Source organism: Alteromonas sp. LOR (genome assembly GCF_000753865.1).
In the GTDB taxonomy this organism is placed as follows: Bacteria; Pseudomonadota; Gammaproteobacteria; order Enterobacterales; family Alteromonadaceae; genus Alteromonas.
Genome location: NZ_JQFW01000006.1, coordinates 33,224 through 59,621, shown reverse-complemented (window position 1 = coordinate 59,621; position 26,398 = coordinate 33,224). Strand labels below are relative to the sequence as shown.

Sequence of the window (26,398 nt, the reverse complement as noted above, 5' to 3'; positions counted from 1 at the left end):
CAAGTGTAAACTCTATACTTGGTATAGAGTCAAGCGCATTAGGTAAAGTAAAATGAAAATAGGACAGTTAGCAGATAAAACGGGCTTAAGTATTCAAACTATTCGCTTTTATGAACGAAAGGCGTTGTTAGCAGCACCACAGCGCACGCAATCGAATTATCGAAGTTATTCGGACGAAGCACTAAAGCAGTTGCTGTTTATTAAGCAATGCCGTTCGCTAGATATGACGATTGAAGAAATTAGTTTAGTACTAGAAACACGAACTAACCCAGAAAGCAGTTGCGAAAACGTCAATGCTACAATGGACAAACATATTGATGATATTAAGCATCGAATATCTGAGCTAAACGCTCTACAGAAAACACTTAAATCCATGCGAGCCGCTTGTAACGACGATAAGAAAATCAAGGAATGCGGTGTTTTGCACAGAATAGACAGCATTGTAGATTCGCACTGCCCTGCAAAACGTAACGACTGAGCCTCAATGACTCGTTCGCTAGCGAACGGTATAACAAGTTGTTGCCTCACAATAAATAGTATTTCCAATGAAACGCTAGTTTTACCGATTGGGTTATAAAATTAAATATCCTGAAATCTATTTAATCCTTGAGCCATCCGCACAATTTCTTGATTTTCCAGTGCCAGTAAGTTGTCCAAAAGTTCTTTATGATGAGGGATTACAGCCTGCTCTCTTAGATAAGAATAAAGTGCTATCACTTCTTGATGTTGTTCAATTACGATTGCTGCAATCTCTGAGTCTGCCTTTTGTTCAAATGCGCCGTCGCAATGTTCGTGTAAAACTATTGGATTCTTTTCCAAATATTCTATAAAGAGCGTTTCCAACTCTCCAGATTCCGCTTTCACTGAAAATGATTTAATAAGCGCTGCTAAATGCTCCTCATGAGCAATCAAGTATTGCATTGCCATTTTTGAGCGCTCAGAATTATTTGGTTCGCAATGCGTGAGGCAGCTTGCTAGTTGTTTATGGAAATCCATGGTCCACTCTAAAATATCTCTTACACTTTCTATTTTCATACTAACTCTCGATATCCCGCACAGATTAAAAAGGCTCCAGACAGAAATTTAAAGTAAATACCGCTTAAAATCATAACGGCTAGATTACAGTTGCATTACAAATTTGTCAGATCCGCTCGTTTATGTGTCGTTTCACGTTGGGTCACTTTAAATTAAAAATTAAGCCATGAATACGTCACCACTTATTCGCTTATTTCAATTAAGAAAGAGGCTAAAACTCTCATCTAGGCTTGACTAGTCATAGTCGGACTGCTTTTTGCACTACTCTCAAATATGACTAGGAGAGAGTGACTATATGGACATTAAGTTGTGCTCTACTTCCCAAGACTTAGGGCGTTTTGACTTGATTTGTTGTAGAAGAGCGATTTTTTATTTCTGTAAGGTTGATTGCATTATTTACCTACATATGTGAACTTTTTACCCGATATTGACGGGGTTTGAGCAACATTATGAACGCAAATAAAACAGATAAAGGATTACTTGATGCATTTGTAAAATGCGCTGCGTGCCTCGCTTTGCTTGTTTTATCATTGTCTAGTGTTGCATGTGAGCCTTCAAACAAAAATGACGCAACTGCCAACTTCATTGAGTCCGCAACGACTCAGCATCATTCTGACAATACGCAACATTTGGAACATTCGCAACACTCGGAACATCAAGATCATACAGAGTGCGACGGTAAGTGTTGTGACGGTGTTTGTGAGTGTAAATTAGGCTCGAGCTCTAACCTTTCATCAATGGTTGCACCTGTTTTGAAATCAATCAATGCACCATCTTTTTCAAACTTTTATTTCTTCAATTTTTATCATTTCTACTCGGGGTTTAGCCTCCTGAGGCCGCCTAAAATCAACTTCAATTCTTAAGCAGTTTGTCAGGTTACTACCTTACAAACATGTAAACAGTGCAGCGTATCGCACATATCGCTAAAGAAGTGAGGTTCTTATGAATAATCGAATGAAGCAACATAGGCGCATTTTTTTGAGAAACGCGGCTTATGCCACTGGTGGCTTTGCCCTGCTAGGTCAGATGAGAGCACCTTGGGCTTTCGCAGAGGGTTATAGCAATAGCAAAAATGACAACAGTATTGCAGAGGTAAACTACGGGGATGCAGTAGTAAGTGGGAAAAACATCAACATGACTATTTCTCGCCAGCAAAAGAAAATTGCCGGCGATGTTGCAAGCCCTATTACCATCAACGACATATCACCTGGCCCATTGCTCCGGTTAAGAGAAGGTCAGCAAGTTAAGATTCATGTTACCAACGAATTACCAGACAGCACGTCTATTCATTGGCATGGTTTTATTCTCCCATTTAACATGGATGGAGTACCTGGCGTTTCATTTCCTGGTATCGACCCGAACTCTACGTTTACCTATGAATTTGATATAAAACAAAACGGCACCTATTGGTATCACAGCCACTCGGGACTGCAAGAGCAACTGGGGCACTTAGGCCCGGTCATCATTGACCCTTCCGACGGTGACATAGGTGCAGACAGGGAGCATGTCATTCAGTTAAGCGATTGGACCTTTGAAGATCCACACGATGTGTTCAGGCATTTGAAAGTGGCAGAGGGTTACTACAACTATCAACAACGCACCATAAGCGACACTGTTAACGATATTAAAAAGCAAGGTTTTTTTAATACAGTAAAAGAAAGAGCTATGTGGGCCAATATGCGGATGAATCCCAGAGATATTCTCGATGTAACAGGCTCCACATATACATATTTAATAAATGGCAGAGATGCTCAAACCAACTGGACCGCGCTCTATAAGCCCAATGAAAGCATTCGATTAAGGCTCATAAATGGCTCCGCCATGACGTATTTTGATTTTCGTATTCCGGGCCTCGAAATGACGGTAGTGGCTGCTGATGGACAACCAATAAAACCCGTTAAAGTCGATGAACTTCGAATCGCGGTTGCTGAAACCTATGATGTAATTGTAAGGCCAATCGGCACGACTACATACACTCTTTTTGCAGAAAGCATGGACAGAAGTGGCTTTGTTCGTGGAACGCTTAGTACTGAACTTGGGAAAGAAGCGCCTGTGCCGACATTGCGTGAAATGCCAGAGCGTGGCATGGCGGCCATGGGGATGAATTCAGATATGGCCGGGATGGAAGGCATGAACAAGCAATCTAATAAGCCAATGAATAAAGAAGAGTCTTCTGAGTCATCAATGGACACAATGAATGACCATTCATCGATGCATATGCGAGCACTCCCGGTAGATAATATTAATATTGAGCATGATGAGGAGGGTCATGGACCCGGTGCAAGTATGCTTGCAACAAACCCTACCAGTCGACTTGATGAGCCAGGCATTGGCTTAGAGGACGCAAAACATCGGGTACTATTATATAGCGACTTGACCGGCGCTGAGGAATGGCCCGACACCAGAGAGCCGACCCAAACTATTGAATTACATCTTACTGGCAATATGGAACGTTATATGTGGTCGTTTGATGGACTCAAATTTAACGAAGTCGATGGCCCTATTCATTTTAGGTATGGCGAACGAATTCGTTTGATTTTAGTGAACGATTCTATGATGAACCATCCAATCCACTTACACGGTATGTGGATGGAGTTAGAAAACGGGAATTATCCGCCCCCCCGAAAACATACGATAAGTTTAAAACCCAGCGAAAAAGTGTCGCTCTTGATAAGCGCAGATGCCCCCGGAAATTGGGCATTCCATTGTCACCTGCTCTATCACATGGATGCGGGCATGTTCAGAATCGTATCGGTCTCGTAGGGGAAATTATATGAAAAACACGTCTAAAATTTTCAGTACTTTACTAATTGGTCTTTGCGCATCGTCTAATGCGCAAGAGATTCCATCAGATTGGCCAAAACCAGTCGAACAGTACAACACGGGCATGATTTTATTTGACCGTTTTGAATATACACGCACAAACGATGAAGAAAACATCGGAGTGTGGGACATGATCGGATGGTACGGCGGTGATACCTATCGCCTTTACTTCAAAAGTGAAGGCGAAAACAAGCAAGATGATGGCGAACCAACAGATTTAGAGCGAGCTGAGCTCCTTGCTAGTAAATTAATTGCGCCATTTTGGGAATTTCAAGTCGGTATTGGCACAAGAGGACTGCTAAGTAGCGATACGAGTATGGAGAACTATGCCGTCATTAGCTTGTATGGGGTTGCTCCTTATCAATTCGAAATGGATAACTCCATTGTGATTAATGAGGATGGTGATGTCAGTTTCTCAGTAGAAGCCGAATATGAAATAAGAGTAACCCAAACGTCATTCTTACAACCGAGACTTGCCCTTGCTGGTTCGCTTTCAGAATCTGAAAGGTTTGACCGCCCCTCTGGCCTCAATTCGATACGTTTAGGTTTGCGATATCGCTATGAGTTTGCAAGAGAGTTTGCACCATACGCAGGCATTTATTGGAGTCGGAGTCTCGTTAATAGCGCTGATATTGCTCGAAACAAGGGTGAGTCGGTAAGTGAAACTGGTTTCGTGGTGGGTGCTCGATTCTGGTTTTAAGCGCTTTTAAAAGGAGCAATCAATGGAAGTAATTATTCAGTTGATGATAGCTTTAGTGGCAATAGGCCTCGCTACGACGAGTCATTTTTTAAGCCTCAGAGCGTTAAAAAATTACGTTGTTAGCTCAGACCTTTCTGCATACTTAAAGCTCATTGCAGTAGTTTATGGCATAACCTTTAGCCAGTTGATAGCTGCCTTTTGGTTCGCCGTAGGGTTTCTGTTATCTATAGAGATCGGTCTAGGCGATTTGCAGGGATCAAGTTCTCTTTATTTTATTGAAATTTATTACTTCTCACTCATTAACTTAACCACCTTAGGATTAGCTCAACTAGAGCCAATTGGGCATTTAAATTTCTTATCAGGTTTGGAGGCAATGACGGGCTTTTTGCTTGTTAGCTGTTCGGCCTCTCTAATATTTAAAACAATGAATCAGTCCTAGAAGGACAGACAGGATAACGTGATGACTAAATATACAAAATTTTTAGCAATGATCTTTACATCAACTGCGGCCATGCTGTTAATGATGTATTTCAATACATATGCATTTGACCACATTTTTTTTAGCGAAACGCGGTTTTACATGGCTATCTATATGGGCTCAATAATGGCAATCATTATGTTGCTATTTATGCTTAACATGTATGAGAACAAAGCCAAGAATTGGACAATTTTGCTAGGTAGCGGACTCATCTTTGTGATCTCACTGTACCTAGTCCGCTCTCAATCAACCATCGCTGATGAAGCGTGGATGAAAGCAATGATACCGCATCACTCTATTGCGATTTTAACTAGCGAGCGAGCCAATATCTCAGATAAGCGAGTCCTCAAGCTAGCAAACGAAATCATTGCGGCGCAAGAGCGAGAAATCAAGGAAATGAAATGGTTACTAGAGGACATAGAGAAGAATGGTGAAGTAAAAACTGAAGCTGAAGTTGAAAGTCGTCAAGTACCGGATTTCAGTCAAAAATAGACACGCCATTGGAAAATTACAAATTACTTATAATTAGGAGAAGACCATGGAATTAAGAGCAAAATTATATCGAATGCATACAGATGAACACATTTGTCCCTATGGCTTGCGATCTAAAGACCTACTGGAACGAGAAGGGTATCAAGTAGAGGACCACAAGCTAGCAAGTCGTGAAGAAACCGATAAGTTCAAAAACGAACACGAAGTAGAAACAACCCCTCAAACGTTTATCAATGGAGAAAGAATCGGAGGGTATGACGATCTACGTGAATATTTTGATTTAGGGGAAGCAGGACAAACGGGCACCACCTATACACCTGTCATTGCAATATTTTCAGTTGCATTGTTAATGGCACTAGCAATCGCATATGCCTTTGTTCAAAGCAATTTTTTCATTCAAGTTATAGAATTATTTGTTGCATTTAGCATGAGCTTATTAGCGATTCAAAAGCTTAAAGATCTCTATAGTTTTACGAACTCCTTCATCACCTATGACTTACTCGCTATGAGGAATATACGCTACGGCTACATTTACCCCTTTGCCGAAGCGTTCGCTGGAATCGGAATGCTCGCAGGCCTGTCTGGTTATCTCGTTGGCCCTGTCTCTCTATTTATCGGGACAGTAGGCGCGGTTTCAGTATTCAAAGCGGTGTATATTGATAAGCGTGAACTCAAATGTGCATGCGTGGGCGGTGATAGTAACGTACCGCTTGGCTTTGTATCACTCACAGAAAATCTCTTTATGATTGCCGCAGGGTTATGGATGCTCTCAACCGCAATGATTTAAAGACGGTGGAGACATATTTAAAGCTTTAAAAACAAAATAGATTTGTGTCTCCACAAAATAGTCTTTCTTAAACCGCATTTTAAGGAATATTTACAATGAGTTCTCACAACGAAGATTATGAAAAAGGAAGCTTAAGTTTAACCGGTACAATAGCGATGGGCACTGGTGTAATGATTGGAGCAGGAATATTTGCGCTCACCGGTCAAGTCGCGGAATATGCAGGTTCGCTTTTCCCGCTTGCATTCATCATAGCCGCCATCATTAGTGGATTTAGTGCCTACAGTTACATCAAGGTTTCAAACAAATATCCATCTGCGGGCGGGATCGCAATGATATTAAAAAAGGCCTATGGACCAAGTGCCGTGACCGGAGGTGCCGCATTATTAATGGCACTTTCAATGATTATCAATGAAAGTCTGGTGGCCCGAACGTTTGGCACATACACCCTTCAGTTATTTGATGTGCAAGAAAATAGCATATTAGTCCCGATACTAGCTATCGGACTCATCATTTTTGCATTTGTTGTAAATGTTGCGGGTAACAAGGTAATTGGAAGTGTATCTAAGGTTACAGCCGTCTTGAAAATTGGTGGCATATTAATTTTCGCCCTTGTAGCACTCTGGGCAGCAGGGTTTGCTTTTCAAGCCGCTAGTGCTGATGTAAGTGAAAATTCCTCTGCTAGTGGATTTTTAGCTGGGACCGCTTTGGCGATTTTAGCCTACAAAGGATTTACAACTATCACCAATAGCGGCGACGAGGTGGTCGACCCAAACAAAAATGTTGGGCGAGCCATTATAGTGTCTTTATTAATTTGTTTGGTTATCTATTTATTAGTCTGCTATGCCGTAGGCTCCACATTAACGGTCAAACAGATAGTTGCAGCTAAAGACTATGCACTCGCTGAAGCGGCTCGTCCCGCTATCGGACAGTATGGTGTTTGGTTTACGGTGGGTATTGCAATAATAGCGACCGCATCGGGTCTACTAGCCAGCGTTTTTGCGGTTTCGCGTATGTTGGCAATGTTGACAGATATGAATTTGATCCCCCATCGGCACTTTGGTATGCCCGGTAATATTCAAAAACATACTTTGGTCTTTACTGTAGTTGCTGCCGGACTACTTGCCGCTTTTTTTGATCTTTCAAGGATCGCATCTTTAGGAGCCATTTTTTACTTAGTAATGGATATTATCATTCATTGGGGCGTATTAAAGGTACTTAGAAAAGAGGTTGGAGCAAACCCACTGGTGGTGATCACCGCAATTATATTAGATGCTGTTGTTCTTCTCGCATTCATTTGGATCAAAGGCAGTGATGATTTACAGATTATCATCATTGCTGGCATTGGCATTGTTGCCGTTTTTGCCTATGAGCGCTTTTTCCTCAGGCATAAGCGCAAAGATGATGACGATGAAGGACATGCCCATGATGGCTAGAATAAAAAAACTTTGAGGATATAGTGCGGGAAATGCACGTTTATCGGCCTGAACATTCTATAAAATTGAATCAGTCCGATAGACGTGTAGATATGAGCTCTACTAGTTACACCTTCACAGATATTGATTGCTTAATTTCACTCGGCTCGGTCTGGTTATTACCGTTCACTTTATTCGCCTCCGCAATGGCGCTTTCTCCAGCTTCTTTCTTTTTACAGTTGGATGTTTCTGCTTCTGCTGTTTGATGATTTTTTTCCAATTTGTCACTCACAATCGGTCGATAAACTGGCGTGTTGTTAGAAATCTGCATTGATAATGTCTCCTTAAGATTAAAAAGGTTTTGAACGATGTTTTAAGTCTTTTTATTTAGAGCGCTTGCCCAGATCAGTTGTATGGCAGCTCCATGGCTTATGTTTGGCATTTTCGCGAATATTTTCGTCAACAAATTGATAATAGCCTTCTTTGAAATGCGTCCACCAATCGTCCGAAATGTCGGCTCTGTGCGTTCGAACTATATTCTCGATGCCATCCAGTTCACAATGCGTCGCATCATAACCAATATGAAGCGTGTTGGATGACTCTTCAAAGGACACTGCATCAACGCCGATGGTTGAATCTATATCTCGGACAATTAAGTCTAAATTGTCCGCAGTCACACCCGTCAGTCGAAGGTGACGAATTACTAAATTTAATTCATTTACACCAACTCTATGATGTTTGTTACTCATTGTTTTTTCCTGCCTATAAATATGTTGATACCTTCGACCATCGCGTTTTACAAAAACGTTAATTGCCATATTGTAGATTTGAACTGCTTAATTTAGGGAGCCAAGCAGGCGTGTTATCTTTGTATGCTAAATAACGCTCCCCAAATTCGGCTATCGCAGCCTTTTCTTCACGTTTCGCTAAGCGAATATAGACTAGTGTCAATATTGGAAACATGATCAATGTCGGGATGGTGGGCCATTGCAATAAAAAGCCAAACATTATGATAATAAAAGCTAAATACTGTGGATGGCGACATCTTGCATACCAACCTGTATTGGCAAGCGAATGGTTTTTCTGCGCATGATGTAAAACGTTCCACGCAGAAGATAAAATAAAGAAACCAGCAACGATGAGTACATTGCTAGTAATGTGCAATATGCTCCAATGGGCATCCCCCTCAAGACCTAAAATCGTTTGGAGCAAATGTCCATTTTCATGTGCAAAAAAATCTGTGTTTGGGTAAAGCTCTGTTAACCAGCCTGACAAAAAATAGATGGTGAGTGGAAACCCATACATTTCTGTGAACAAAGCAAGTATAAAAGCGGAAAAAGCACCCAAGCTTCTCCAATCGGTCTTTGATTGTGGTTTTACAAAGCTAAATGCAAAAAATATAAAAATGGCCGAATTTATGAAAACTAAGCCCCATAGGCCATAGTCGGATTCACCGTGCATCGTTTTCTCTCTTTTCTTCGATGTTTGTAGTTGTTTTTTGTTGAGGCCTTTCTTTGAACGTCATTTGGTCTTCTTCTGTCTCTTTTTGCTCGTTATTATGACGATCGTGCCCGTGACTCCCATGCATAAAAAAATGCATAAAGGGGCAAAGTAACAGAATCAGGTAAGGCAAATATGACCACACATGCTCGCCATGCTCAAAAAATAAAAAGTAACTCGCAGCAGCAATGAGTCCCAGTGCAGCCCACCCAGAAGGCGTTTTCCAAAATGATAAATTTGAATTGCTCATATTTATTCTCCTTTTTGAAAGCTAACGAATCATTGAACCGTTATCTTCCCTTTATACATTTGCATTTGACAGTGAAACGCGTACTCACCTGATGGTAGCGCTGGAAGAGATATAACTGTCTTCTTATTTAAAGGTAGCCGTTCTGAAATATCTAAATCGGGTATTGATAGCATTTCTGCGCAAGGAGTCGCATCAGCTCGATGAAATACTATTTGTCTTTCTTCATTCGCTCTGATTTTGATGTGTGCTGGTTGGTAAATACCGTCTTTTACCAAGACCTCTAACGAGCCTTCAGCGATACTAATATTGTGCTCTTTGTACAACCAAAACCACCAGACGATTAGAACAATAAGCGCAATTCCTACAAGGTTGATCCATAGCATCATCACAATCTCCTAATGCTCTTTTGCTTTAAACAATCGCAAACGATTGGCGTTGGTGACGACTGTTAGTGATGAAAACGCCATCGCAGCACCAGCTATTACTGGACTTAATAAAAGACCGAAAAATGGATATAAAACACCGGCAGCGAATGGAATACCCGCAACGTTGTAAATAAATGCTCCGAATAGGTTTTGCTTAATATTGGTTAGAGTGGCTTTACTCACCGCAATTGCGTCAGCAAGACCATGAAGAGAGCCCCGCATTAGCGTAATGTCAGCGCTTTCAATGGCTACGTCAGTACCTGTACCTATTGCAAAGCCTACATCTGCGTGAGCTAGGGCGGGTGCGTCATTAATACCGTCACCTGTCATACCCACAATTTCTCCCATCGTTTGATACTCAGCTACTTTATTTGCTTTTTCCTCAGGCATAACTTCAGCCACAAACTCTGTGATACCTGCTTTTTCAGCTACTGCCTTTGCCGTTGAACGATTATCGCCAGTTAGCATTACTACCCGAATTCCATTGTTCTGAAGGCGCTTTATTGCATCAATAGAATCAGTTTTAATTGGGTCGGCAACTGCAATTACTGCAACAAGTAATGAATTAACCGCAAAATACATTGGGGTTTTAGCTTCAGAGGCTAAGCCTTGGGCTTTTTCGACGTAGTCGCTAATGTCAATATTTCGCTCTTTCATTAGCTTTTCGTTACCGAACAAAAGCGTGTCACCCTTAAGCTGTGCTTCAACGCCCTGCCCAGCAATCGAGGAGAACTGAGTGACTTTTTTAGGTAATATGTTTTTTGATTTGGCACTTTCAACTATCGCCATCGCTAAAGGATGTTCTGAGCCTGCTTCGATACTCGACGCGAGCATTAGCACTTGTTTTTCATCTTGACCGGGTGCTAACAATACATCGGTTACCTTAGGTGCTCCCTCAGTAATAGTGCCTGTCTTATCTAAAATCATCGTAGTAATTTTACTGGCTGTTTGCAGCGCCTCGCCGTTTCTTATCAACACACCAGCTTCTGCGGCTTTGCCTACTCCTACCATTACTGACATCGGTGTCGCTAAACCAAGTGCACATGGACAAGCGATGATGAGAACTGTTGTTGCCGACACAATTGCGTAAGCAATAGCTGGAGACGGCCCAAAGTTTAGCCAAACTAGAGCGCTTATTACGGCGATGATCATAACAACGGGCACGAAGTAAGCTGAAATGATATCGGCTAAACGTCCTATCGGAGGCTTTGAATTTTGAGCGCGTTTTACCATGTTGATAATTTGAGCAAGCGCCGTATTTTTGCCTACGCGCGTTGCCTTAAAAATAATTGAGCCTGATTTATTAATCGTACCAGCGACGACTTCTACCCCCTCTGTTTTTTCTACAGGCATCGGCTCACCGGTCAACATAGATTCGTCAACTGTGGAGTGTCCTTCTACCACCACGCCGTCTACTGATATTTTTTCACCTGGCCTGACTCGAATAAGCTCATCGAGCAATACTTGTTCTATTGGAATGTCTTCATCTTTATCGTTTCTAATAACACGGGCTGTTTTAGCTTGCAGGCCAATTAAACGCTTAATCGCTTCTGAAGTCTTACCTCGCGCTTTAATCTCAAGAGCTAAGCCAAGATTGATTAAACCAATAATCATTGCAGTCGCTTCAAAATATACGTGTCTTGCCATTAGGGGAACCACATCAGGAGCAAACACAACCACCATTGAGTAAAGCCAAGCAGTTCCTGTTCCGAGAGCTATTAATGTGTCCATATTCGCAGAATGATTTTTAAATGAATTCCAAGCGCCCACATAAAAGTGTTTACCCGCAAAAACCATTACGCCAAGAGTCAGCAATCCGACGGTTAACCAAACGAGTCTTTCTGTAGTAGTTGTTACTGTCATTTCGCCAAAGACCAGACTGTAAATCATCAATGGCACACCAAGCGACAACGCAACGGCCATTTCGCGCATTAATTTTTTGTAGTATTGCCAGTCGGCTTTTTCTTTTTCGTCCAGAGCTTCTTGCTCAGAGTCGCTGTCGTCTAATTTTGCTTTGTATCCGGCTTTTTCCACCGCTTCTATAATATTTGAAACCGATGTATCTCCAGTTACCGTGACAACACGCTGAGCGAAGTTCATCTCCGCTCGTTCAACCCCAGGCAGATTGTTTAATGCCGCCTCAATTTTGTTGACGCAGCTGGCACAACTGGCTCCTTCAATTATAAATCGATTTTCTGATAGATTATTGGGCTCTTGGTTGGTTATGTCTTTGACCGCAGGAGTTTCGCTCGCTGATTGGGCTTGCTTGTTACAACAACAGTTATTCGCTGTCTTTTGGGTAACTTTTTCAGTTGCTGTCATTTAGACTCCGTCGTGTTATTGGCGCGTTTAACTTTTTTCTGTGCTCTGTATTTGCATAGATTCATATTTTTTTGACTCTAATTGCATAGTAATTAGGGGCAATACGGGAACAAGACAAAAAGCAATAAGGTTGCTTTTATATTAAACATAATTTTAACGGTGTAAGATGTTAGGAACACGGCACTGGCATTACAGTTTGATTACTTTTCTGTCATTTATGAGATAAATAATTGGTATGCGCAAAAACGACAATGTGAACGGCTACTAATTGACTAGAAGACTTTTAGCTAGAAATTGGACTCACCCAACATTATGAACATCTTTAGGCTATTATTCGCGAGAAACGAGGTCATCAGTAATCAATGATGTAGCCCTGAATTTTAAATTAAATTACCACTGACTACGCACAACTTTTTGCGCTTCGAGATAAATATTGATAAGTGAAGATTCACAAAAATGTATCATACTTTGTGGACGTTTCGACTGGCTGGATTGCCCAAGATAGCGGACGGATCTGTTTAGATGAATTTAATCCCTTCAGAGCGATAAACAGACATCAGATGGTCAGCTCGGGAGAATAGACCCCTAAAGACAAATATTAGAAATTCAGATTTGAAAATTCGGGGCTGGCCACACTTCGTAAAGCAGAAGCTCTAGACTCAATCAGATTTGGCCTGATGAGGCGTAAATTTCTTGATTAAAGTTAATTATGCACAAAATATAGGATCTGTAATTGCGATTGTTGATATTGCCCCAACTGTATTAGTAATCCGAATTGTAGGTGAAAAATAGTTTGAATAGTAATATTGAACATTTGGAAAAAACTCTTCCAGAGGACTTGACCATTTCACTCAGGCAGTTTGAGAGTGAAGAGTTTGCAAAAAAATTTGGAGAAACTTGCATATATATTTTGAGCGAGCTCTCCAAACGTTTCAACTTGTCTAATTTGGACGGAGTAACGATTGCTTATGATTATTCGAGTGAGGTCGCGGCAATAGATCGAGGTTCTAATGGTTTTGGTGAATTAAAACCAAGCACAGGTGATGTAGAAGGAATCGCAATGGCTCCCGCAGTTATGCGAGACGGTAAAATCAAATCTCATCTTATATTAAATGCTAATTATCTAGTTCCTATGCTAGATTTTAACGGAGAGCATATAGAAAAAGGTATAAACGTAATCGCACACGAGTGTGCGCATGTAGAATCAAATCACGCATTTTACGAGTGCTTTCCAGAATATTCATACGGTAAGATAATTCATAGCGTAACCGAATATCTAAGAATACTTGCTGGTCAGGCATCTTGGGATGAGTATTTTGCAACAAAGCTTTCCGCCACGATCGGAGACAGTGATCCAAAAGCTTTTCAAGAGACTTTTTTGCGTGTTCTAGATACATCCGAAAAGTCCATCTACTCAGTTCTTATTGACTACCAGCACCATCATGATGTAACTAAAGGTATCGAAGAAGTGGGAAACGCAGTTATTGAATTAATGAAGTTTGCTTCATATATGATTGGTGACTGCATAGGTAGAAAAGAAAGCCCTTCAGAAATACCAAATGTAAGAGCAGCATTGGATAAAAGCTGGTTCACACCTTATTTTTTCGAGTTGGTTAACTCTCTTAACGCACTTGATGAAGACTATCCTAATTGGCCTTCGTTTGAACCTTTCGAACGAGTTATGAGGCTTTACGATAGCGTTTTAGCCCACTATGGTGTAGTTGTTGAAAGTAGCGATTCAGATTCACCTTACGTTCATTTTTATAAAATGCCATTTTATGATGACTACTTTTAACAATACGTTTAATTTTTTAACTGACCGAGAAAAGAATGCTGAACGTCATTCCATTGATAACATATTAAGCTCAAACAAACCTGAGTCCTCTATAGGCAAACAATGGACATTAAACGCCTTAATAATCGACATCCGGTATGGCTGTCCTGCGTCGTACAAGCTATTGATTGACTTATTAAGCATAAATTCCCGGATATACCAAATTAATTGCTTCACGCACATCATCTGTATAGTTGTCTTCCACAGAATCTAGATACCTGTGAAACTCATCCCAGTTTCCTACAGAAAATATCTTTGTATCATAAGGTTCTAAAAGCATTGATTCAGGGTTCTCGCACCATTGCTTCATGGCCCTGTCTATAAAAATTGCATCGCTGTAAGGACCGAAAACAGAAATGCACTCAGAATCATAGAATAGTCCAGCCAGTTTCCGGCGTGCATTGATGGGGTTAGTGTATGCTCCGTTCTTGACCATCTTTCGTAAAACCGCAAAGATTCCACACGAAACCTTTATATTTGGAATGCTTGTAAAATAATGCGATGAAAAAAATGCGCTTATTCTTCTTAATCGCTCATCAATTTTCATGGTTGTTCTATCACAATGAAGTAGCGATTCTACGTACATCGTGTCCATTGGGGCATCCATATAACTCATCAGGTTTCCAGTTCCAACATTGGCAACCATCTGCAAATACTGATTAAGCAAAGATATCCCGTATCCTCTGGCCTCCATACTTACATCTTCTTCGAAGGAAGTTGTCAGTTTTGCCCAGTCCGGGAACAGATTTACCAGACCTTCGATTGCAGCAGCCTTTCCTTGTCGCATAGCCTCTAAGTCTCCCAAGTAGGGACGTAAATCGATCCAAATATAATCATCCCATCCATGGATTTCATCGCGAAATGCATCGCGCTCTTCGATAGGTTGAATAATTTCTGAATTGGACCTAAATGCGTCAAATAATCGATGCATTTGTTCCAGCTTGATCTCGTAGGCTTCTCTAAATTTATAGCCGCGTGCAGTTTGCTTTATGAATTTATAGAGGTTTTCTTGTTGCTCGTGTCTCCACAAGTGCGTTTCGTCTGTATGAACGGATGAATATGGACATACAACTAATTGCCTAGCAGCCATGTCTTTTATGCGATTGGCCGCATCTATAAATGATCGCTCTTGATCCCTAAAAGCATGAGACAGAAAAAACTGATCAAGATAAATTATCTTTTTTCGAATATCTGGGAGAGGGAACATTGTCCGTTCTCCACAACTATTACACCCTCTATTTAGGATGTTTCTACTGACATTGACGTTCCCATACTTTCCTGTAACACCGCACTTGGGGCATGGTTCATCAAGATATCTGGATATCAGCACGCTTTTTTCCTTGTGAGCTTAACAACTTAATATCGAACCCATGGGTCATTTATATAATTTGTTGGTTTTAATATATTAACTGCCGTGTTGCCAAAGATATATTTTTAATCATTAATTAATTTTTTAAGAAGATAAAACGATCATAGGAACGTTTTTTTGAATATAGGAGTAAGTCATTGAAACGTCTGTTTTACGCACTTTGTAGTCTATCAGTCATCTTTGACTGGCATCAATAGACAAGGATCAGGCTTTCCAAAGGCAGGCTCCAAACTGCTGTTTCAGATAAGAGAAGAGCCGCCGGTCGGAGTATATCAATAATCAAAAAGTAGTATGATACTCTTTTGTAAAGCATGACACTTTCGGTGTTTGTCAGCCTACACCGAGCTACACTATTGTAAGCTTCCCAGAATACACATTCATCGCGCTATAAAACTCATACTCGCCTGGCGGATAAGCAGAAAAGTTCACCGATACTTGTTTATTAAGTTTGAGTCTTATCGATAATCCTAGCTCCGGAAAAAGTAGGTATTCAGAGCATAAATTTGAATCCGTTCTCAGAAAAACAATTTGATTAGCTTTACGAGCTTTCAATTTAACCCTTGCGGGTTGATAGTGTAAGTCTTTTACCTCGACTAAGATGCTGTCGTGTCGATGTCGCTTTTTAATGTACTCGCGAAAACTTAGTATTAGTAGTAAACATATTAAAAACAATGCGCCGCTAATCCATGGCATTTTAGAATCCTTTTATACAGTTCGCTGAACAGCTACTTTTTGATTATAAAGAAATGCTCGTTCGAGCGATATTTAAGTTAGCTGGTACGTCTTGATTAATCAGGAGAGCGAATGAAAAAATAGGGCAGCAATTGCTACCCTTTATTGGTTTGAGCAATGTTTAATTATTTATCGAACTCCACCATATCATGTTGGTATATTTCTCCTGTGACCACACTAGCGCTTGCAAAGTGTTCATCCTGCTTTTCTCCGAGCCTCACTTTTCCCACAAACTCACGAGAATAGCCAGTTTCACCCTCATTTATAACAAGCTTATCCATTACCGTTCTGTAAACGTTAAATACATCGCCTGTTTCGAGGCTTTCTGTGTTTGCAACGCAAATAAGAAGAGTGTTGTCACCTTTAACACTAGCAACTTGGCCGCTCATTACATAATCATGGTATAAACTGTTGGCACAACCGCTTAGAAGCGCAGTTGCGATTAATATCAGTGTCGCTAATTTAAGTGTTTTATTCATTTCAAATTCCCTTAATACGTTTATCCTTAGCTCAAAACGCAACTACCTTGCTATTAAGCGGCGCAAACCAGCATGCATATTAGTTGCTTGATATCTATTTGTGTTCATGCACCTTTTTGGATTTTTCTACGGTATGCTCCATCATTTTTTCCATCATCTGAAGGCGCTTTTCCATCATGGACATTTTCATTTCAGCAGACATTTCCTTGCCATGCATCATGCTTGAATCACCTTTAGAGTGATGCATCGTGCCCATCATGTCTTGCATGCTTTTAGCATGCTCATTGAGCATTTGTTCTCGTTTCGCTGGGTCGTTTTCTTGTTTTATTTTCTCTAAGGCACTGTTCATTTTTGTAATGTGTTCATTCATCTTTTCTATCGATGCATCATCCATCATATTCATCGGCATATGCGATTTATCGCTGTGTTGATGCGCACTGGTGATACTTAATGGGGAAAACATCAAAAGTGAGGAAAAAGCGATTATAAGTAGGTTTTCATATTCAATTTCCTTGTTGTTGAGTTAATGATTTCTGTCTTTCGATGCAAACAAAATCTGCTTATTGCATCAAATTTTGAAATGTAACTGTAATTCAAAATAAACGTTGTTTCACGGCAGAAGCATTACAATTTAATTACCTTTTGGTAATCAAACTTTGTGTAGTAATTAACTTGCAGGAGCGTTAAGCGGACTAGCATGAAAATGCGAAAGGTGGAAAAAAATTTGGCAATAAGATAAACGCTGCCGCCCCATTAATAACAAGAAGTCGACAGCGCGGTGTTTTTAATTAGACCAATGAATATGCGTGATTTTCCAATCATCATTCAACTTTTCTAAACCTATGGTTTCGTTCCCAATATGGTTTACTTCTTTTCCTTTGTATTGCCCTTTCACCAAGCTTCTCGACAAAGATATTGCATATGTGCCGTTTTCTTTTACATGATGCTCTATAAGCTCAATTTGCATTTGTGACAAATACTTCATATCAGAGAGCATATGATGACTTGCATACTCTTGGGCGCTTCGCTCCACACCCTTTCCTTCAAAAATTAAAACATCATCTGCCAAAAGGCTTGCAGCTAAGTCGCCATTCCCTGTTTCTAAAGCTTTATGAAATTTAAGCACTAACGTCGCTGCATCAGAATCTGTTCCGCTAAAGTACTGTGATTCTTCGTTGTGTTTCTCATCTCCATGAGCACTAACTACTGCACTAAATGACAATAGAAATGCAAAAACAGTCAAGGGTCTTAAAGCAGTCATTTTCATAAACATTTTCCTTTTCTTATTTTGGCGAAAACGCCGATTATTTATGTTAAAGGTTCGGGCTCAGCGCAGTAGTTAACAGCGCTGTAAGAGACAAAATGAAAAGCCCAATAATGAACTCAAATTTGATTGATTTGAGTAATTTAAAGCGCACATTTTGATCCTTAGGTAGCCTAGGTACCCAAAAAAGCTTATGCCCAGCTGCTAACGTGAGCATTAGAGCAACTGCAAAAAGTTTGGATAAAAAGGCAAGTCCATATTCAGTGAATATAAGGGTCGATGGGGAAGACAGTAGCTGTATCAACATTACTACACCAACTGTGACTAAGATAAACACCAACACTATGGCAATGTTACCGTAACGTTTCATGACGAAAGCTAATTCGGAGTGATTGAGTAATCTACAAGCAGTAATCAGTGGGTATAACGAGCCTACCCATGTCAAACCAATGAGGGAATGGATAAAAATTTGAATTTCGCCCAACGTGACAAACTGACTAGCATGTCCGGTCAGGGAAAAAGTAAACGCTAGCGGCAATGAAAACATTGCGGTGCTTGTTAGCAGTAGCTTGGATGACACTAAACTCTGGTCACGTTTGAGTTTTTGTAATAGAAACCACGTAAGCAACGCGAACAAAACAAAGATAGCGCTACGAATTGCGGCAATAGTTCCTACCTGTGAGTGCCACATCATCTCCACCATGAAAGGAGAAAACATACCCGCTAATCCTTTCTCCGCCATATAGCCAGTCTGAAGAAAAAAACCAGCGACACTAGCAAAAAAGCCAACAACTGAAAGGCGAACAGAATAGTTTAAGGTAACCAGTTGCCAGCTTTTATGAGCCTTGAATGCTACGCGCTGCTTGCTGCCTTTTAAAAGTAACAAAGTAGCGCTAGAGCCCATAACACCCATCATACCTAAATAGACTAGGAATTTGCCTAACACTAAAAATGCGGTCCACCATTCTGGCAACATATCGATTTACCTATTTAACTCTTAATAACTAATGAGTCATACCTGAATGATCCATCGAAGTATTTTTCATGTCTTTGTGCTTCATTCCTTTCATTTTTTTGCTCACATGCACCATAAATGAAAGCTGTCCCTTCATTTTATGACCGTCATCTCCCATAATGGTCCATGAGACTACGTAAGTATCCACAGCAAGCAAAGGTAAGCTGAAACTATAGTTTTTGTTTGCGTCCATCGAAGGTTCAAAGCCAACATCCACAAGCTCACCTTTTTTACTTTTAACCTTTAAGTCAACAAGACGCACATCATCTGCAAAATTGAGATCCAGGTTGTCTGGACTTTCCATCAACATAGCATTGTCTTTCGGCATTGATGAGGCCAACGATGTATGAGCATATGCTTGTATGCTTAAGCTCAGACTTAAAACGAAAAGTGCGATGATTATTGATTTCATATTATTTCCTTAATAGATAGTTTGTTTAAATAATGTAGTTGTTCTTGTTTGTTGTCGTAAAAAGTGAATCGTTGGTGATAGGCCGAATGTCACGGACGCATAGTCGCGGGCGAAAAAGTTCGCCACGCTACTACATGTCAATAGTCCTCTTATGAAATGTCGTTCCTTGCTTGAAGCTAGCATCAGAAAGTATCCAGCAAGTGTTGAATTTGCCTTCTCTTCCACAGAAAATAAATTGCGGGTAAAACCAACAAGGTCAGTAGTAAAGCGCTAACCATGCCACCAACCATCGGAGCAGCAATACGACTCATGACTTCAGACCCAGTGCCTGAGCCGTAAAGTACGGGTAATAAGCCAAATATTATGGTCGCTGTGGTCATCATAACCGGTCGGACACGTAATCCAGAGCCATGAATAACCGCTTCAGTTAACATGTTTATGGTGGGTTTGACGCCCTCAGATTTACATTTTTCGATTAAGGCTTGATACTCCTGATTTAAGTAAACAAGCATAATTACGCCAATTTCTACGGCAACACCTGCAAGTGCAATGAAGCCGACGCCGACGGCAACTGAAAAGTTAAAACCCTCTATGTACATCAGCCAGATACTTCCCACCATAGACAGTGGTAAAGTCCCCATAATGATCGCTACTTCGATGAAGTTGCGAAAATTGAGATACAGTAGAATAACGATGATAGCTATGGTCAAAGGAACCACATAGGTTAATTTCTCTTTAGCCCGCAACATATACTCATATTGTCCAGACCACTTCACCGAATAACCTGCCGGTAAGACTAATTGCTCGCTCACTGCTTTTTGGGCTGAAACCACATAGGAACCAATATCTACACCATCGATATCCACATACACCCAGCCATTAAGCCGTGCATTTTCACTTTTAATACCTGGAGGACCATCTTCAATATACACATCCGCCACATCGGCCAAAGCAATTCGTTTACCCTGTGGTGTAACGATAGGTAATAAAGATAAGGACTCAGGCGATGAACGATAAGACTGAGGATAACGAACATTTACAGGGTAACGCTCTAAACCTTCAACACTCTGAGTCACATTCATCCCGCCGATAGCACTTGAGACAACTTGTTGGACGTCAGCGATGTTTAGACCATATCGTGCTGCCTTTTCGCGCTGAATATCTACTTTGACATAACGTCCTCCTGCGACACGCTCAGAATAAACAGAAGCAGTGCCGTTAACATCGGAAAGTATGGTTTCAATTTGCTGTCCGATTTTCTGAATTTCCTTGAGATCAGGGCCACCAATTTTAATACCAACGGGCGTCTTTATACCTGTTGCCAACATGTCAATTCTAGTCTTAATTGGCATTACCCAAGCATTCGTTAGGCCCGGCAATTTGACCACTGAGTCAAACTCCTTTATTAAATCATCAGTTGTTAAGCCTTCTCGCCACTCCTCTTTAGGTTTTAATTGAATGAAGGTTTCTATCATCGTTAAAGGAGCCGGATCGGTTGCGGTATCAGCGCGACCTACTTTCCCAAACACGGTTTCGACTTCTGGGACCGTTTTGATCAGCTTATTGGTTTGTTGCAACAACTCTCGGGCTTTGCCAATCGATATACCCGCATAGGTTGTTGGCATGTACATCAAATCCCCCTCATCCAAAGGTGGGATAAACTCGCTGCCAATCTTGTTCACAGGCCACAAACCTATCGCTAGTACTAAAGCCGCAGCTAACATCGTTACCTTAGGGAAACGCAGAACAGTTCTAAGCGTCGGCATGTACAAAAAAGTTAAGAAACGATTGACTGGATTTTTGCTTTCAGCAAGTATTTTACCGCGCACAAAATATCCCATAAGAACGGGCACAAGCGTAATTGCAAGAGCTGCTGAGGCTGCCATTGCATAGGTTTTGGTAAAAGCAAGCGGTGAAAACATGCGCCCCTCTTGTGCCTCAAGCGTAAACACAGGCACAAAACTGACTGTTATAATTAGAAGACTGAAAAACAATGCAGGGCCCACCTCAGATGCTGAATCCACAACTATTTGCCATCTATTCTCTTTGGTTAAGGGGGTGCGCTCCATGTGTTTATGCATATTCTCAATCATCACAATCGCCCCGTCGCTCATCGCACCAATAGCAATAGCAATTCCACCCAATGACATGATGTTGGCATTAATACCTTGCATGTACATCACGATAATTGCTGTGATAATCCCTACTGGAATACTAATGATCGCAACAAGTGACGAACGTACATGAAACAAGAATGCAATACACACCAGTGCAACGACGATAAACTCTTCCACTAATTTCGATGCAAGGTTGTCTACCGCTCTTTCTATTAGTGCAGAGCGATCGTAAACCGTGACAATTTCGACCCCATCGGGTAAGCCTTTTTTAAGGTCTTCAAGTTTTGCTTTGACGCCGTCAATCGTTTTTTGCGCATTTTCACCAAAGCGCATAACAACGACACCGCCAACGGTTTCCCCTTCACCGTTTAACTCAGCTACCCCCCTTCGCATCTGTGGACCAAGACGAACATCAGCAATGTCTTTTACCAAAAGCGGCGTTCCATTTTCGTTTACACCCAAAGGAATGAGCTCAATATCCCTTTTACTCTCTATGTAACCTGTGGCACGGACCATGTATTCAGCTTCAGCCATTTCGATGACCGATGCGCCTACTTCCTGATTTCCGCGCTTAATCGCCGTTTGAATGTGAGAAAGCGGAATGCCATATGCTCGCAACTTCTCCGGATCGACCTGCACTTGATATTGCTTTACCATGCCTCCAATAACTGAAACTTCAGAAACGCCTGGCACCGTTTGAAGCTCATACTTAAGGAACCAATCCTGTAAGCTTCGTAGTTGGCTGATATCGTTTTGTCCCGTTTTATCAACAAGTGCATAGAGATAAACCCAACCCACGCCGGTAGCATCTGGCCCCAATTGTGGTCTTGCGTTTTCGGGTAGATTAGGAGCAACTTGCGATAAATATTCAAGCACTCGACTACGCGCCCAGTACAAGTCGGTGTCGTCATCAAAGATGATATAGACATAAGAATCGCCAAAAAACGAATATCCTCTCACTGTTTGTGCCCCGGGCACTGACAGCATTGCGGTAGTCAAAGGATAGGTAACTTGATCTTCTACCACTTGAGGCGCTTGTCCTGGATAACTAGTTTTTATAATTACCTGTACGTCCGACAAATCGGGTAATGCATCAACCGGCGTGTTTTTAATGGCAAACAACCCACCACCCACGAGAATAAGCGTAGCCAGTAGAACAAAAAATCGGTTATTGACCGACCATCTAATTATGGCAGCTATCATTGATGAGCTCCTTGATGGTCTGAATGATTAGAATGATCCATGTCTTGGGTATCGTTCATGTCTGTCATCGAGCCCATGATGTGGACAGTTGCCACTTCAAAACTTCCAGAGTCGGTTTTGACAATTTCCATGTGCAGTGACATACCGGCTTTCAATTCTTCAATAGCAACGCTATCGGCAACATCGAAATCCATTGTCATACTCGGCCATTCCCACTCATCAATAGGACCGTGATCAACGTTGATTTTTCTGCTCTCCATCATCACGTTATTTATGGTTGCCTCTGTCCAAACCGACATAATAGGCTCTTCCATACTGTGCATTGCGTCATGACCTGAATCAGTGCTCTCCTCAGAGCTATCCATGTCATTCATCGAATCCATGATATGAACGGTGGTTACTTCGAAACTTCCAGAGTCAGTTTTAGTGATTTCCATATGAAGTGACATGCCGGCTTTCAACTCATTAATGTCGACGCTTTCGGCAACGGTGAAATCCATTGTCATGCTCGGCCATTCCCACTCTTCAATAGCGCCATGATCAACATTTATCATTCTATGATCTGTCATCACACTGTTTACGGTCGCCTCGGTATATACCGACTGCGCAGTCGCTTCAGGCTCCTCCATCCTTTTGAAATCAGAACTAATGCTGCTTTCTGAATCGAGTAAGAATTGTGCTGACGTAACGATTTTGTCGTTGAGTCTCAAGCCTGATAAGATCTCTGTATATTCATCAACTACCTGTCCTACTTCTACTGACACCGACTTAAACTTACCGTCTCCAAGTGCTAAAACCACTCTATCTTGGCTACCAGTTCTAATTACCGCCTCAGAGGGCACGAGTAAATTCTCACCTGTTAAATCGGAATGGATCGTTACCTGAGCGAACATGTTAGGTTTTAGTGCATAATCATCATTGGTAAATCTCAGTCTGACTTTAAGCGTCCTAGTCGTTTCATCTAGGGTTGGATAGATATAATCAACCTCTCCTGTCCACTCTTTACCTGGGAGATATTCTAAAGTCATAGTCACAGGCAAACCCTCTTGAATTTGAGCAGACTGTCGCTCAAACACCTCAGCATCGACCCAAACTTTATCCAAGGCACCAATTGATAAAATTGTCAGTCCTGGCTTTACGTAAAACCCTTGACGCACATTCAAGTTATCAACAAAGCCAGTTTGGGGTGCATAGAAGGTTATTGTTTGCTGAACTTTACCAGTTGAGATAAGCGATTGAATCTCAGATTCTGGCATTTGCAGCGCTTTTAACCTTGTTTTTGAAGCCTCTATCAGCTCCTTATTTGAGCGTTTTAAGGCAATAAGATATTCTTCTTGAGCATTTACAAGTTCGGGAGAATAAAGCGCGTATAGTGGCTCGCCCTTTTTGACATATTCGCCCGCTGCTTTTACGTATAGCTCATCTATCCAACCCTCTACCCTTGGGTGAATATGAACGAGTGTGTCCTCATTATATTGGATATAACCTACTGTTTTTATAGGTACGTGCAAAGACCGCTTTTCCACTTTAGCAGTACGCACACCTAGATTGTTCACTACAGTTGGCGAAATCTTCACCGTACCTGGGCTATCGCCAGCGCCTTGTTCATCTTCGTAAACAGGTACTAAATCCATGCCCATAGGGGACTTCCCAGGCTCATCTCTTCTATAGTTTGGATCCATTGGCGCAACCCAATACAAAGGCTGCTTTTCTCCAGCATCCGCCGCACTATCATGTGAGTCATTTGAGCTTGGTAATATTGAGTAGGTAAGAGCTGTCATTACAGCGCCTGCTATCACGCCTATAGCGATTGCGTTAACAGTTTTCATTGGTTTGCTCCAAATTCAGATACAGCTTTAAGACTCTGCTCAGAAAAAAAGTAATTTAGTTGAATGTTTGTTTTAAGTAGTTCGACTTCGATTTCTAATGCGTCAATACGAGCATTTAGATCAGCAATCCTAGCTCTCACAACTTCAGCAAAATCACCGTCATCATTGGTATAAGCTGTTAACGAGGCTTCGGCTTGTTCGCTTGATTGCTGGAGAATATTCGTGCGATATAAGGTCTGTCTCTCCAACAGCCGTTCTCTTGCTGCAAAAATGGATTGCATTTGAGCAAGCATGCCTCTAAGCACTAATCGTTTTTCAGTTTTAATTGCTTCTGATTCGTTAACGGCGGCGCTTACTTCTTTATCTTGTTTATTTTCTGTAAACAAAGGGAGGTCAAAGCTAACGCCGATTGAAAGAAAATCTGCTCGGCTTCTGTCCATTTGGTCATCTGCTCGATATGCATAACTGGCATTTACTCCCCATTGCGGCTTGTATTGTTGTTTCGCTAGTTTAATGCCAGTCTGACTAGACTTTATTCGGCTTTCAACAGCTCTTATTAGAGGATGCGAGATGAGTATATTTGCCAACATTTGTTGATTATTAGCTTTTAATATCTTGTAGTAGGCGTTCTCTATTCCTTCAATTTCTGGCAACGTTTTTGGTAGTTCAAGAGAGGCAACATTTACCGAGTTATTGAACGCGCCTGAATCGCCGCCGGTCAACCATTCTAAAAGTTCGGCCGAGGCTCTTTCTTTTTGAGAAGATAGCTTTGTGAGTCTGTCTTCAAGTCGCGCTAGTTCCAACTGCGCTCGGATAATATCTTGTTGCCTGACTTTACCGACGGCAGAGGAGTAATTCGCTTCTGCAATTTCACTGAGTTGTTCAAACAAAGATCTGTCTTTCTCAATTAGCGAAATGCTTTGCTGCGCTAGATAAACGTCTAACCACTTCATAGAAACGGCAACTTGTGTTTTGGCTATTCTGTCCAATCGCATAAATGGATGCTGCGTTGCCAATTCTTCGAGTTGCTTGCGTCTAATACTCAAGCTTTCTCCACGAGGAAACATCTGTGAAATGCCAGCTTTAATTTGAGTCATAGGCTCTTGGTCGAATGCGAAACCATCAGTAGGGACGTTTGCCAACCCTAATGACACAACTGGATCAGGCAAAGTATCTGCGGCGATACTTGAAGAAATAGTTGCGTTTTCCCGATATTGGCTACCTTCCAACCACGGGTCCTTTTGAATAGCTTGGGCAACAGCCTGCTGCAAAGTAAGGGGGGTCTTTTGTTCTGCTGATATTTGACTACTTGTTGTAACAAGCAAAATTAGGCATGCAAGGCCTTTAAAAGCACTCATCAGAATTGCTCCTCATACGAATTCACCTCTGCAAAAACCTCTGCTGTACCGTCATCTTTGAGCAATAACACTTGATATGGTCTGAATTGATCGCCGTTCTCCATTCCTGGACTGCCAACAGGCATACCCGGCACCGAGAGGCCGATTGTGCCTTGCGGAACATTATCTAAGTATTTAACAATAAATTTGACGGGTATATGACCTTCGAAAACATACCCTTCAGTTGACACCGATGTATGGCAGGAGCGGTACATTGGCTCGATTCCGAGATCTTGTTTTTTAGTAGTGAGAAAAACAATATCATCTACATCGGTTTGGATGCCTTGAGATTCAGCATGATCAATCCATCCCTGACAACATCCACACGACTCGCGTTTAAAAACGTCCAACTTTAAACTTGGCTCAATATCTTGGGAATTGGTCTTGTTTTGTTCAGTAGTAATTGATTCATTTGTGCATGCAACGACGATAGTCACTGAAATAAGCAGCACTAATTTAGTAAAAAGCAATTTTATTGGCTTCATTTGATTTCTCTTTCTAACAATTTAAATGTCGGCCACAG

26 protein-coding genes are annotated in these 26,398 nt (G+C 41.3%); 8 read left to right on the top strand and 18 right to left on the bottom strand.

Annotation, left to right across the window (positions count from 1 at the left end):
• Positions 1–52: 52 nt before the first annotated feature.
• A complete protein-coding gene (gene cadR / locus JV36_RS0102810) occupies positions 53–478 on the top strand; it encodes a Cd(II)/Pb(II)-responsive transcriptional regulator (RefSeq protein WP_032094213.1) in 426 nt (141 codons plus the stop codon).
• Positions 479–579: 101 nt separating this feature from the next.
• On the opposite strand, the gene JV36_RS0102805 is transcribed toward cadR, so the two are convergent.
• Positions 580–1,035, bottom strand: coding sequence for a hypothetical protein (locus tag JV36_RS0102805; RefSeq protein ID WP_013783939.1), 456 nt, complete (start codon positions 1,033–1,035; stop codon positions 580–582).
• Between the two features lie 942 nt (positions 1,036–1,977).
• On the opposite strand from JV36_RS0102805, the gene JV36_RS0102795 reads away from it, so the two are divergent.
• The 6 genes from JV36_RS0102795 (at position 1,978) to JV36_RS0102770 (ending at position 7,748) form a co-directional block, all read left to right on the top strand.
• On the top strand, positions 1,978–3,798 hold the full coding sequence (locus JV36_RS0102795; protein WP_032094215.1) for a copper resistance system multicopper oxidase: 1,821 nt from the start codon (positions 1,978–1,980) through the stop codon (positions 3,796–3,798).
• Positions 3,799–3,808: 10 nt separating this feature from the next.
• A complete protein-coding gene (locus JV36_RS0102790; RefSeq protein WP_032094216.1) occupies positions 3,809–4,558 on the top strand; it encodes a copper resistance protein B in 750 nt (249 codons plus the stop codon).
• Between the two features lie 22 nt (positions 4,559–4,580).
• Complete coding sequence (locus JV36_RS0102785; RefSeq protein ID WP_032094217.1) at positions 4,581–4,997, top strand: hypothetical protein; 417 nt, start codon at positions 4,581–4,583, stop codon at positions 4,995–4,997.
• Between the two features lie 21 nt (positions 4,998–5,018).
• Positions 5,019–5,528, top strand: coding sequence for a DUF305 domain-containing protein (locus JV36_RS0102780; RefSeq protein WP_032094218.1), 510 nt, complete (start codon positions 5,019–5,021; stop codon positions 5,526–5,528).
• 46 nt (positions 5,529–5,574) lie between these two features.
• Positions 5,575–6,315: a MauE/DoxX family redox-associated membrane protein gene (locus JV36_RS0102775; protein WP_032094219.1), complete on the top strand. Its 741-nt coding sequence runs from the start codon at positions 5,575–5,577 to the stop codon at positions 6,313–6,315.
• Positions 6,316–6,410: 95 nt separating this feature from the next.
• Positions 6,411–7,748, top strand: coding sequence for an APC family permease (locus JV36_RS0102770; RefSeq protein WP_032094220.1), 1,338 nt, complete (start codon positions 6,411–6,413; stop codon positions 7,746–7,748).
• Between the two features lie 106 nt (positions 7,749–7,854).
• On the opposite strand, the gene JV36_RS0102765 is transcribed toward JV36_RS0102770, so the two are convergent.
• The 6 genes from JV36_RS0102765 to JV36_RS0102740 are packed head-to-tail and all read right to left on the bottom strand — an operon-like array spanning position 7,855 to position 12,224.
• Positions 7,855–8,058, bottom strand: coding sequence for a hypothetical protein (locus JV36_RS0102765; protein WP_032094221.1), 204 nt, complete (start codon positions 8,056–8,058; stop codon positions 7,855–7,857).
• 52 nt (positions 8,059–8,110) lie between these two features.
• Entirely contained in the window at positions 8,111–8,476 is a 366-nt protein-coding gene (locus tag JV36_RS0102760; protein ID WP_032094222.1) for a hypothetical protein, read from the bottom strand.
• A gap of 58 nt (positions 8,477–8,534) precedes the next feature.
• Positions 8,535–9,188, bottom strand: coding sequence for a methyltransferase family protein (locus tag JV36_RS0102755; RefSeq protein WP_032094223.1), 654 nt, complete (start codon positions 9,186–9,188; stop codon positions 8,535–8,537).
• The gene (locus tag JV36_RS0102750) at positions 9,178–9,477 is read right to left on the bottom strand and encodes a DUF2933 domain-containing protein (protein ID WP_032094224.1); all 300 of its coding nucleotides are present in this window, start codon (positions 9,475–9,477) and stop codon (positions 9,178–9,180) included. The genes JV36_RS0102755 and JV36_RS0102750 overlap by 11 nt, the downstream gene beginning before the upstream one ends.
• Before the next feature lie 29 nt (positions 9,478–9,506).
• Positions 9,507–9,863, bottom strand: coding sequence for a cupredoxin domain-containing protein (locus JV36_RS0102745; RefSeq protein WP_172602873.1), 357 nt, complete (start codon positions 9,861–9,863; stop codon positions 9,507–9,509).
• A gap of 9 nt (positions 9,864–9,872) precedes the next feature.
• The gene (locus JV36_RS0102740) at positions 9,873–12,224 is read right to left on the bottom strand and encodes a heavy metal translocating P-type ATPase (RefSeq protein ID WP_172602874.1); all 2,352 of its coding nucleotides are present in this window, start codon (positions 12,222–12,224) and stop codon (positions 9,873–9,875) included.
• A 793-nt stretch (positions 12,225–13,017) separates the two neighbouring features.
• Between JV36_RS0102740 and JV36_RS0102735 the strand changes: the two genes are divergently transcribed.
• On the top strand, positions 13,018–14,019 hold the full coding sequence (locus JV36_RS0102735) for a hypothetical protein (RefSeq protein WP_032094225.1): 1,002 nt from the start codon (positions 13,018–13,020) through the stop codon (positions 14,017–14,019).
• 175 nt (positions 14,020–14,194) lie between these two features.
• Here JV36_RS0102735 and JV36_RS0102730 read toward each other — a convergent pair whose 3' ends face one another.
• The 11 genes from JV36_RS0102730 to JV36_RS0102680 form a co-directional block, all read right to left on the bottom strand.
• Complete coding sequence (locus JV36_RS0102730; protein ID WP_032094226.1) at positions 14,195–15,265, bottom strand: hypothetical protein; 1,071 nt, start codon at positions 15,263–15,265, stop codon at positions 14,195–14,197.
• Between the two features lie 507 nt (positions 15,266–15,772).
• Entirely contained in the window at positions 15,773–16,120 is a 348-nt protein-coding gene (locus JV36_RS20035) for a cupredoxin domain-containing protein (protein ID WP_052009990.1), read from the bottom strand.
• Between the two features lie 164 nt (positions 16,121–16,284).
• A complete protein-coding gene (locus tag JV36_RS0102720) occupies positions 16,285–16,638 on the bottom strand; it encodes a hypothetical protein (protein WP_032094227.1) in 354 nt (117 codons plus the stop codon).
• 94 nt (positions 16,639–16,732) lie between these two features.
• Positions 16,733–17,047: a hypothetical protein gene (locus JV36_RS0102715; RefSeq protein ID WP_235207747.1), complete on the bottom strand. Its 315-nt coding sequence runs from the start codon at positions 17,045–17,047 to the stop codon at positions 16,733–16,735.
• Between the two features lie 375 nt (positions 17,048–17,422).
• Positions 17,423–17,905 (bottom strand): YybH family protein, encoded by a 483-nt coding sequence (locus tag JV36_RS0102710; RefSeq protein WP_032094229.1) that lies wholly within the window; start codon positions 17,903–17,905, stop codon positions 17,423–17,425.
• Positions 17,906–17,951: 46 nt separating this feature from the next.
• Positions 17,952–18,878: a copper resistance D family protein gene (locus JV36_RS0102705; RefSeq protein ID WP_032094230.1), complete on the bottom strand. Its 927-nt coding sequence runs from the start codon at positions 18,876–18,878 to the stop codon at positions 17,952–17,954.
• Positions 18,879–18,906: 28 nt separating this feature from the next.
• Positions 18,907–19,329: a copper resistance CopC family protein gene (locus JV36_RS0102700; RefSeq protein WP_032094231.1), complete on the bottom strand. Its 423-nt coding sequence runs from the start codon at positions 19,327–19,329 to the stop codon at positions 18,907–18,909.
• 182 nt (positions 19,330–19,511) lie between these two features.
• Complete coding sequence (locus tag JV36_RS0102695) at positions 19,512–22,649, bottom strand: efflux RND transporter permease subunit (protein ID WP_032094232.1); 3,138 nt, start codon at positions 22,647–22,649, stop codon at positions 19,512–19,514.
• Complete coding sequence (locus JV36_RS0102690) at positions 22,646–24,478, bottom strand: efflux RND transporter periplasmic adaptor subunit (protein WP_032094233.1); 1,833 nt, start codon at positions 24,476–24,478, stop codon at positions 22,646–22,648. Before JV36_RS0102690 ends, JV36_RS0102695 begins: the two co-directional genes overlap by 4 nt.
• Complete coding sequence (locus JV36_RS0102685; RefSeq protein WP_032094234.1) at positions 24,475–25,836, bottom strand: TolC family protein; 1,362 nt, start codon at positions 25,834–25,836, stop codon at positions 24,475–24,477. Before JV36_RS0102685 ends, JV36_RS0102690 begins: the two co-directional genes overlap by 4 nt.
• On the bottom strand, positions 25,836–26,360 hold the full coding sequence (locus tag JV36_RS0102680; protein WP_052009992.1) for a DUF411 domain-containing protein: 525 nt from the start codon (positions 26,358–26,360) through the stop codon (positions 25,836–25,838). Before JV36_RS0102680 ends, JV36_RS0102685 begins: the two co-directional genes overlap by 1 nt.
• Positions 26,361–26,398: the final 38 nt, after the last annotated feature.

What these genes read in the sequence shown, in the direction of transcription:
- JV36_RS0102750 (WP_032094224.1), bottom strand. Translation starts at nt 9,477, where the DNA reads ATGAGCAATTCAAATTTATCATTTTGGAAAACGCCTTCTGGGTGGGCT.
- JV36_RS0102765 (WP_032094221.1), bottom strand. Translation starts at nt 8,058, where the DNA reads ATGCAGATTTCTAACAACACGCCAGTTTATCGACCGATTGTGAGTGAC.
- JV36_RS0102705 (WP_032094230.1), bottom strand. Translation starts at nt 18,878, where the DNA reads ATGTTGCCAGAATGGTGGACCGCATTTTTAGTGTTAGGCAAATTCCTA.
- JV36_RS0102760 (WP_032094222.1), bottom strand. Translation starts at nt 8,476, where the DNA reads ATGAGTAACAAACATCATAGAGTTGGTGTAAATGAATTAAATTTAGTA.
- JV36_RS0102790 (WP_032094216.1), top strand. Translation starts at nt 3,809, where the DNA reads ATGAAAAACACGTCTAAAATTTTCAGTACTTTACTAATTGGTCTTTGC.
- JV36_RS0102710 (WP_032094229.1), bottom strand. Translation starts at nt 17,905, where the DNA reads ATGAAAATGACTGCTTTAAGACCCTTGACTGTTTTTGCATTTCTATTG.
- JV36_RS0102695 (WP_032094232.1), bottom strand. Translation starts at nt 22,649, where the DNA reads ATGATAGCTGCCATAATTAGATGGTCGGTCAATAACCGATTTTTTGTT.
- JV36_RS0102775 (WP_032094219.1), top strand. Translation starts at nt 5,575, where the DNA reads ATGGAATTAAGAGCAAAATTATATCGAATGCATACAGATGAACACATT.
- JV36_RS0102795 (WP_032094215.1), top strand. Translation starts at nt 1,978, where the DNA reads ATGAATAATCGAATGAAGCAACATAGGCGCATTTTTTTGAGAAACGCG.
- JV36_RS0102755 (WP_032094223.1), bottom strand. Translation starts at nt 9,188, where the DNA reads ATGCACGGTGAATCCGACTATGGCCTATGGGGCTTAGTTTTCATAAAT.
- JV36_RS0102805 (WP_013783939.1), bottom strand. Translation starts at nt 1,035, where the DNA reads ATGAAAATAGAAAGTGTAAGAGATATTTTAGAGTGGACCATGGATTTC.
- JV36_RS0102740 (WP_172602874.1), bottom strand. Translation starts at nt 12,224, where the DNA reads ATGACAGCAACTGAAAAAGTTACCCAAAAGACAGCGAATAACTGTTGT.
- JV36_RS20035 (WP_052009990.1), bottom strand. Translation starts at nt 16,120, where the DNA reads ATGCCATGGATTAGCGGCGCATTGTTTTTAATATGTTTACTACTAATA.
- JV36_RS0102720 (WP_032094227.1), bottom strand. Translation starts at nt 16,638, where the DNA reads ATGAATAAAACACTTAAATTAGCGACACTGATATTAATCGCAACTGCG.
- JV36_RS0102745 (WP_172602873.1), bottom strand. Translation starts at nt 9,863, where the DNA reads ATGATGCTATGGATCAACCTTGTAGGAATTGCGCTTATTGTTCTAATC.
- JV36_RS0102770 (WP_032094220.1), top strand. Translation starts at nt 6,411, where the DNA reads ATGAGTTCTCACAACGAAGATTATGAAAAAGGAAGCTTAAGTTTAACC.
- JV36_RS0102785 (WP_032094217.1), top strand. Translation starts at nt 4,581, where the DNA reads ATGGAAGTAATTATTCAGTTGATGATAGCTTTAGTGGCAATAGGCCTC.
- JV36_RS0102700 (WP_032094231.1), bottom strand. Translation starts at nt 19,329, where the DNA reads ATGAAATCAATAATCATCGCACTTTTCGTTTTAAGTCTGAGCTTAAGC.
- JV36_RS0102780 (WP_032094218.1), top strand. Translation starts at nt 5,019, where the DNA reads ATGACTAAATATACAAAATTTTTAGCAATGATCTTTACATCAACTGCG.
- JV36_RS0102690 (WP_032094233.1), bottom strand. Translation starts at nt 24,478, where the DNA reads ATGAAAACTGTTAACGCAATCGCTATAGGCGTGATAGCAGGCGCTGTA.
- JV36_RS0102730 (WP_032094226.1), bottom strand. Translation starts at nt 15,265, where the DNA reads ATGTTCCCTCTCCCAGATATTCGAAAAAAGATAATTTATCTTGATCAG.
- cadR (WP_032094213.1), top strand. Translation starts at nt 53, where the DNA reads ATGAAAATAGGACAGTTAGCAGATAAAACGGGCTTAAGTATTCAAACT.
- JV36_RS0102715 (WP_235207747.1), bottom strand. Translation starts at nt 17,047, where the DNA reads ATGCCGATGAATATGATGGATGATGCATCGATAGAAAAGATGAATGAA.
- JV36_RS0102680 (WP_052009992.1), bottom strand. Translation starts at nt 26,360, where the DNA reads ATGAAGCCAATAAAATTGCTTTTTACTAAATTAGTGCTGCTTATTTCA.
- JV36_RS0102685 (WP_032094234.1), bottom strand. Translation starts at nt 25,836, where the DNA reads ATGAGTGCTTTTAAAGGCCTTGCATGCCTAATTTTGCTTGTTACAACA.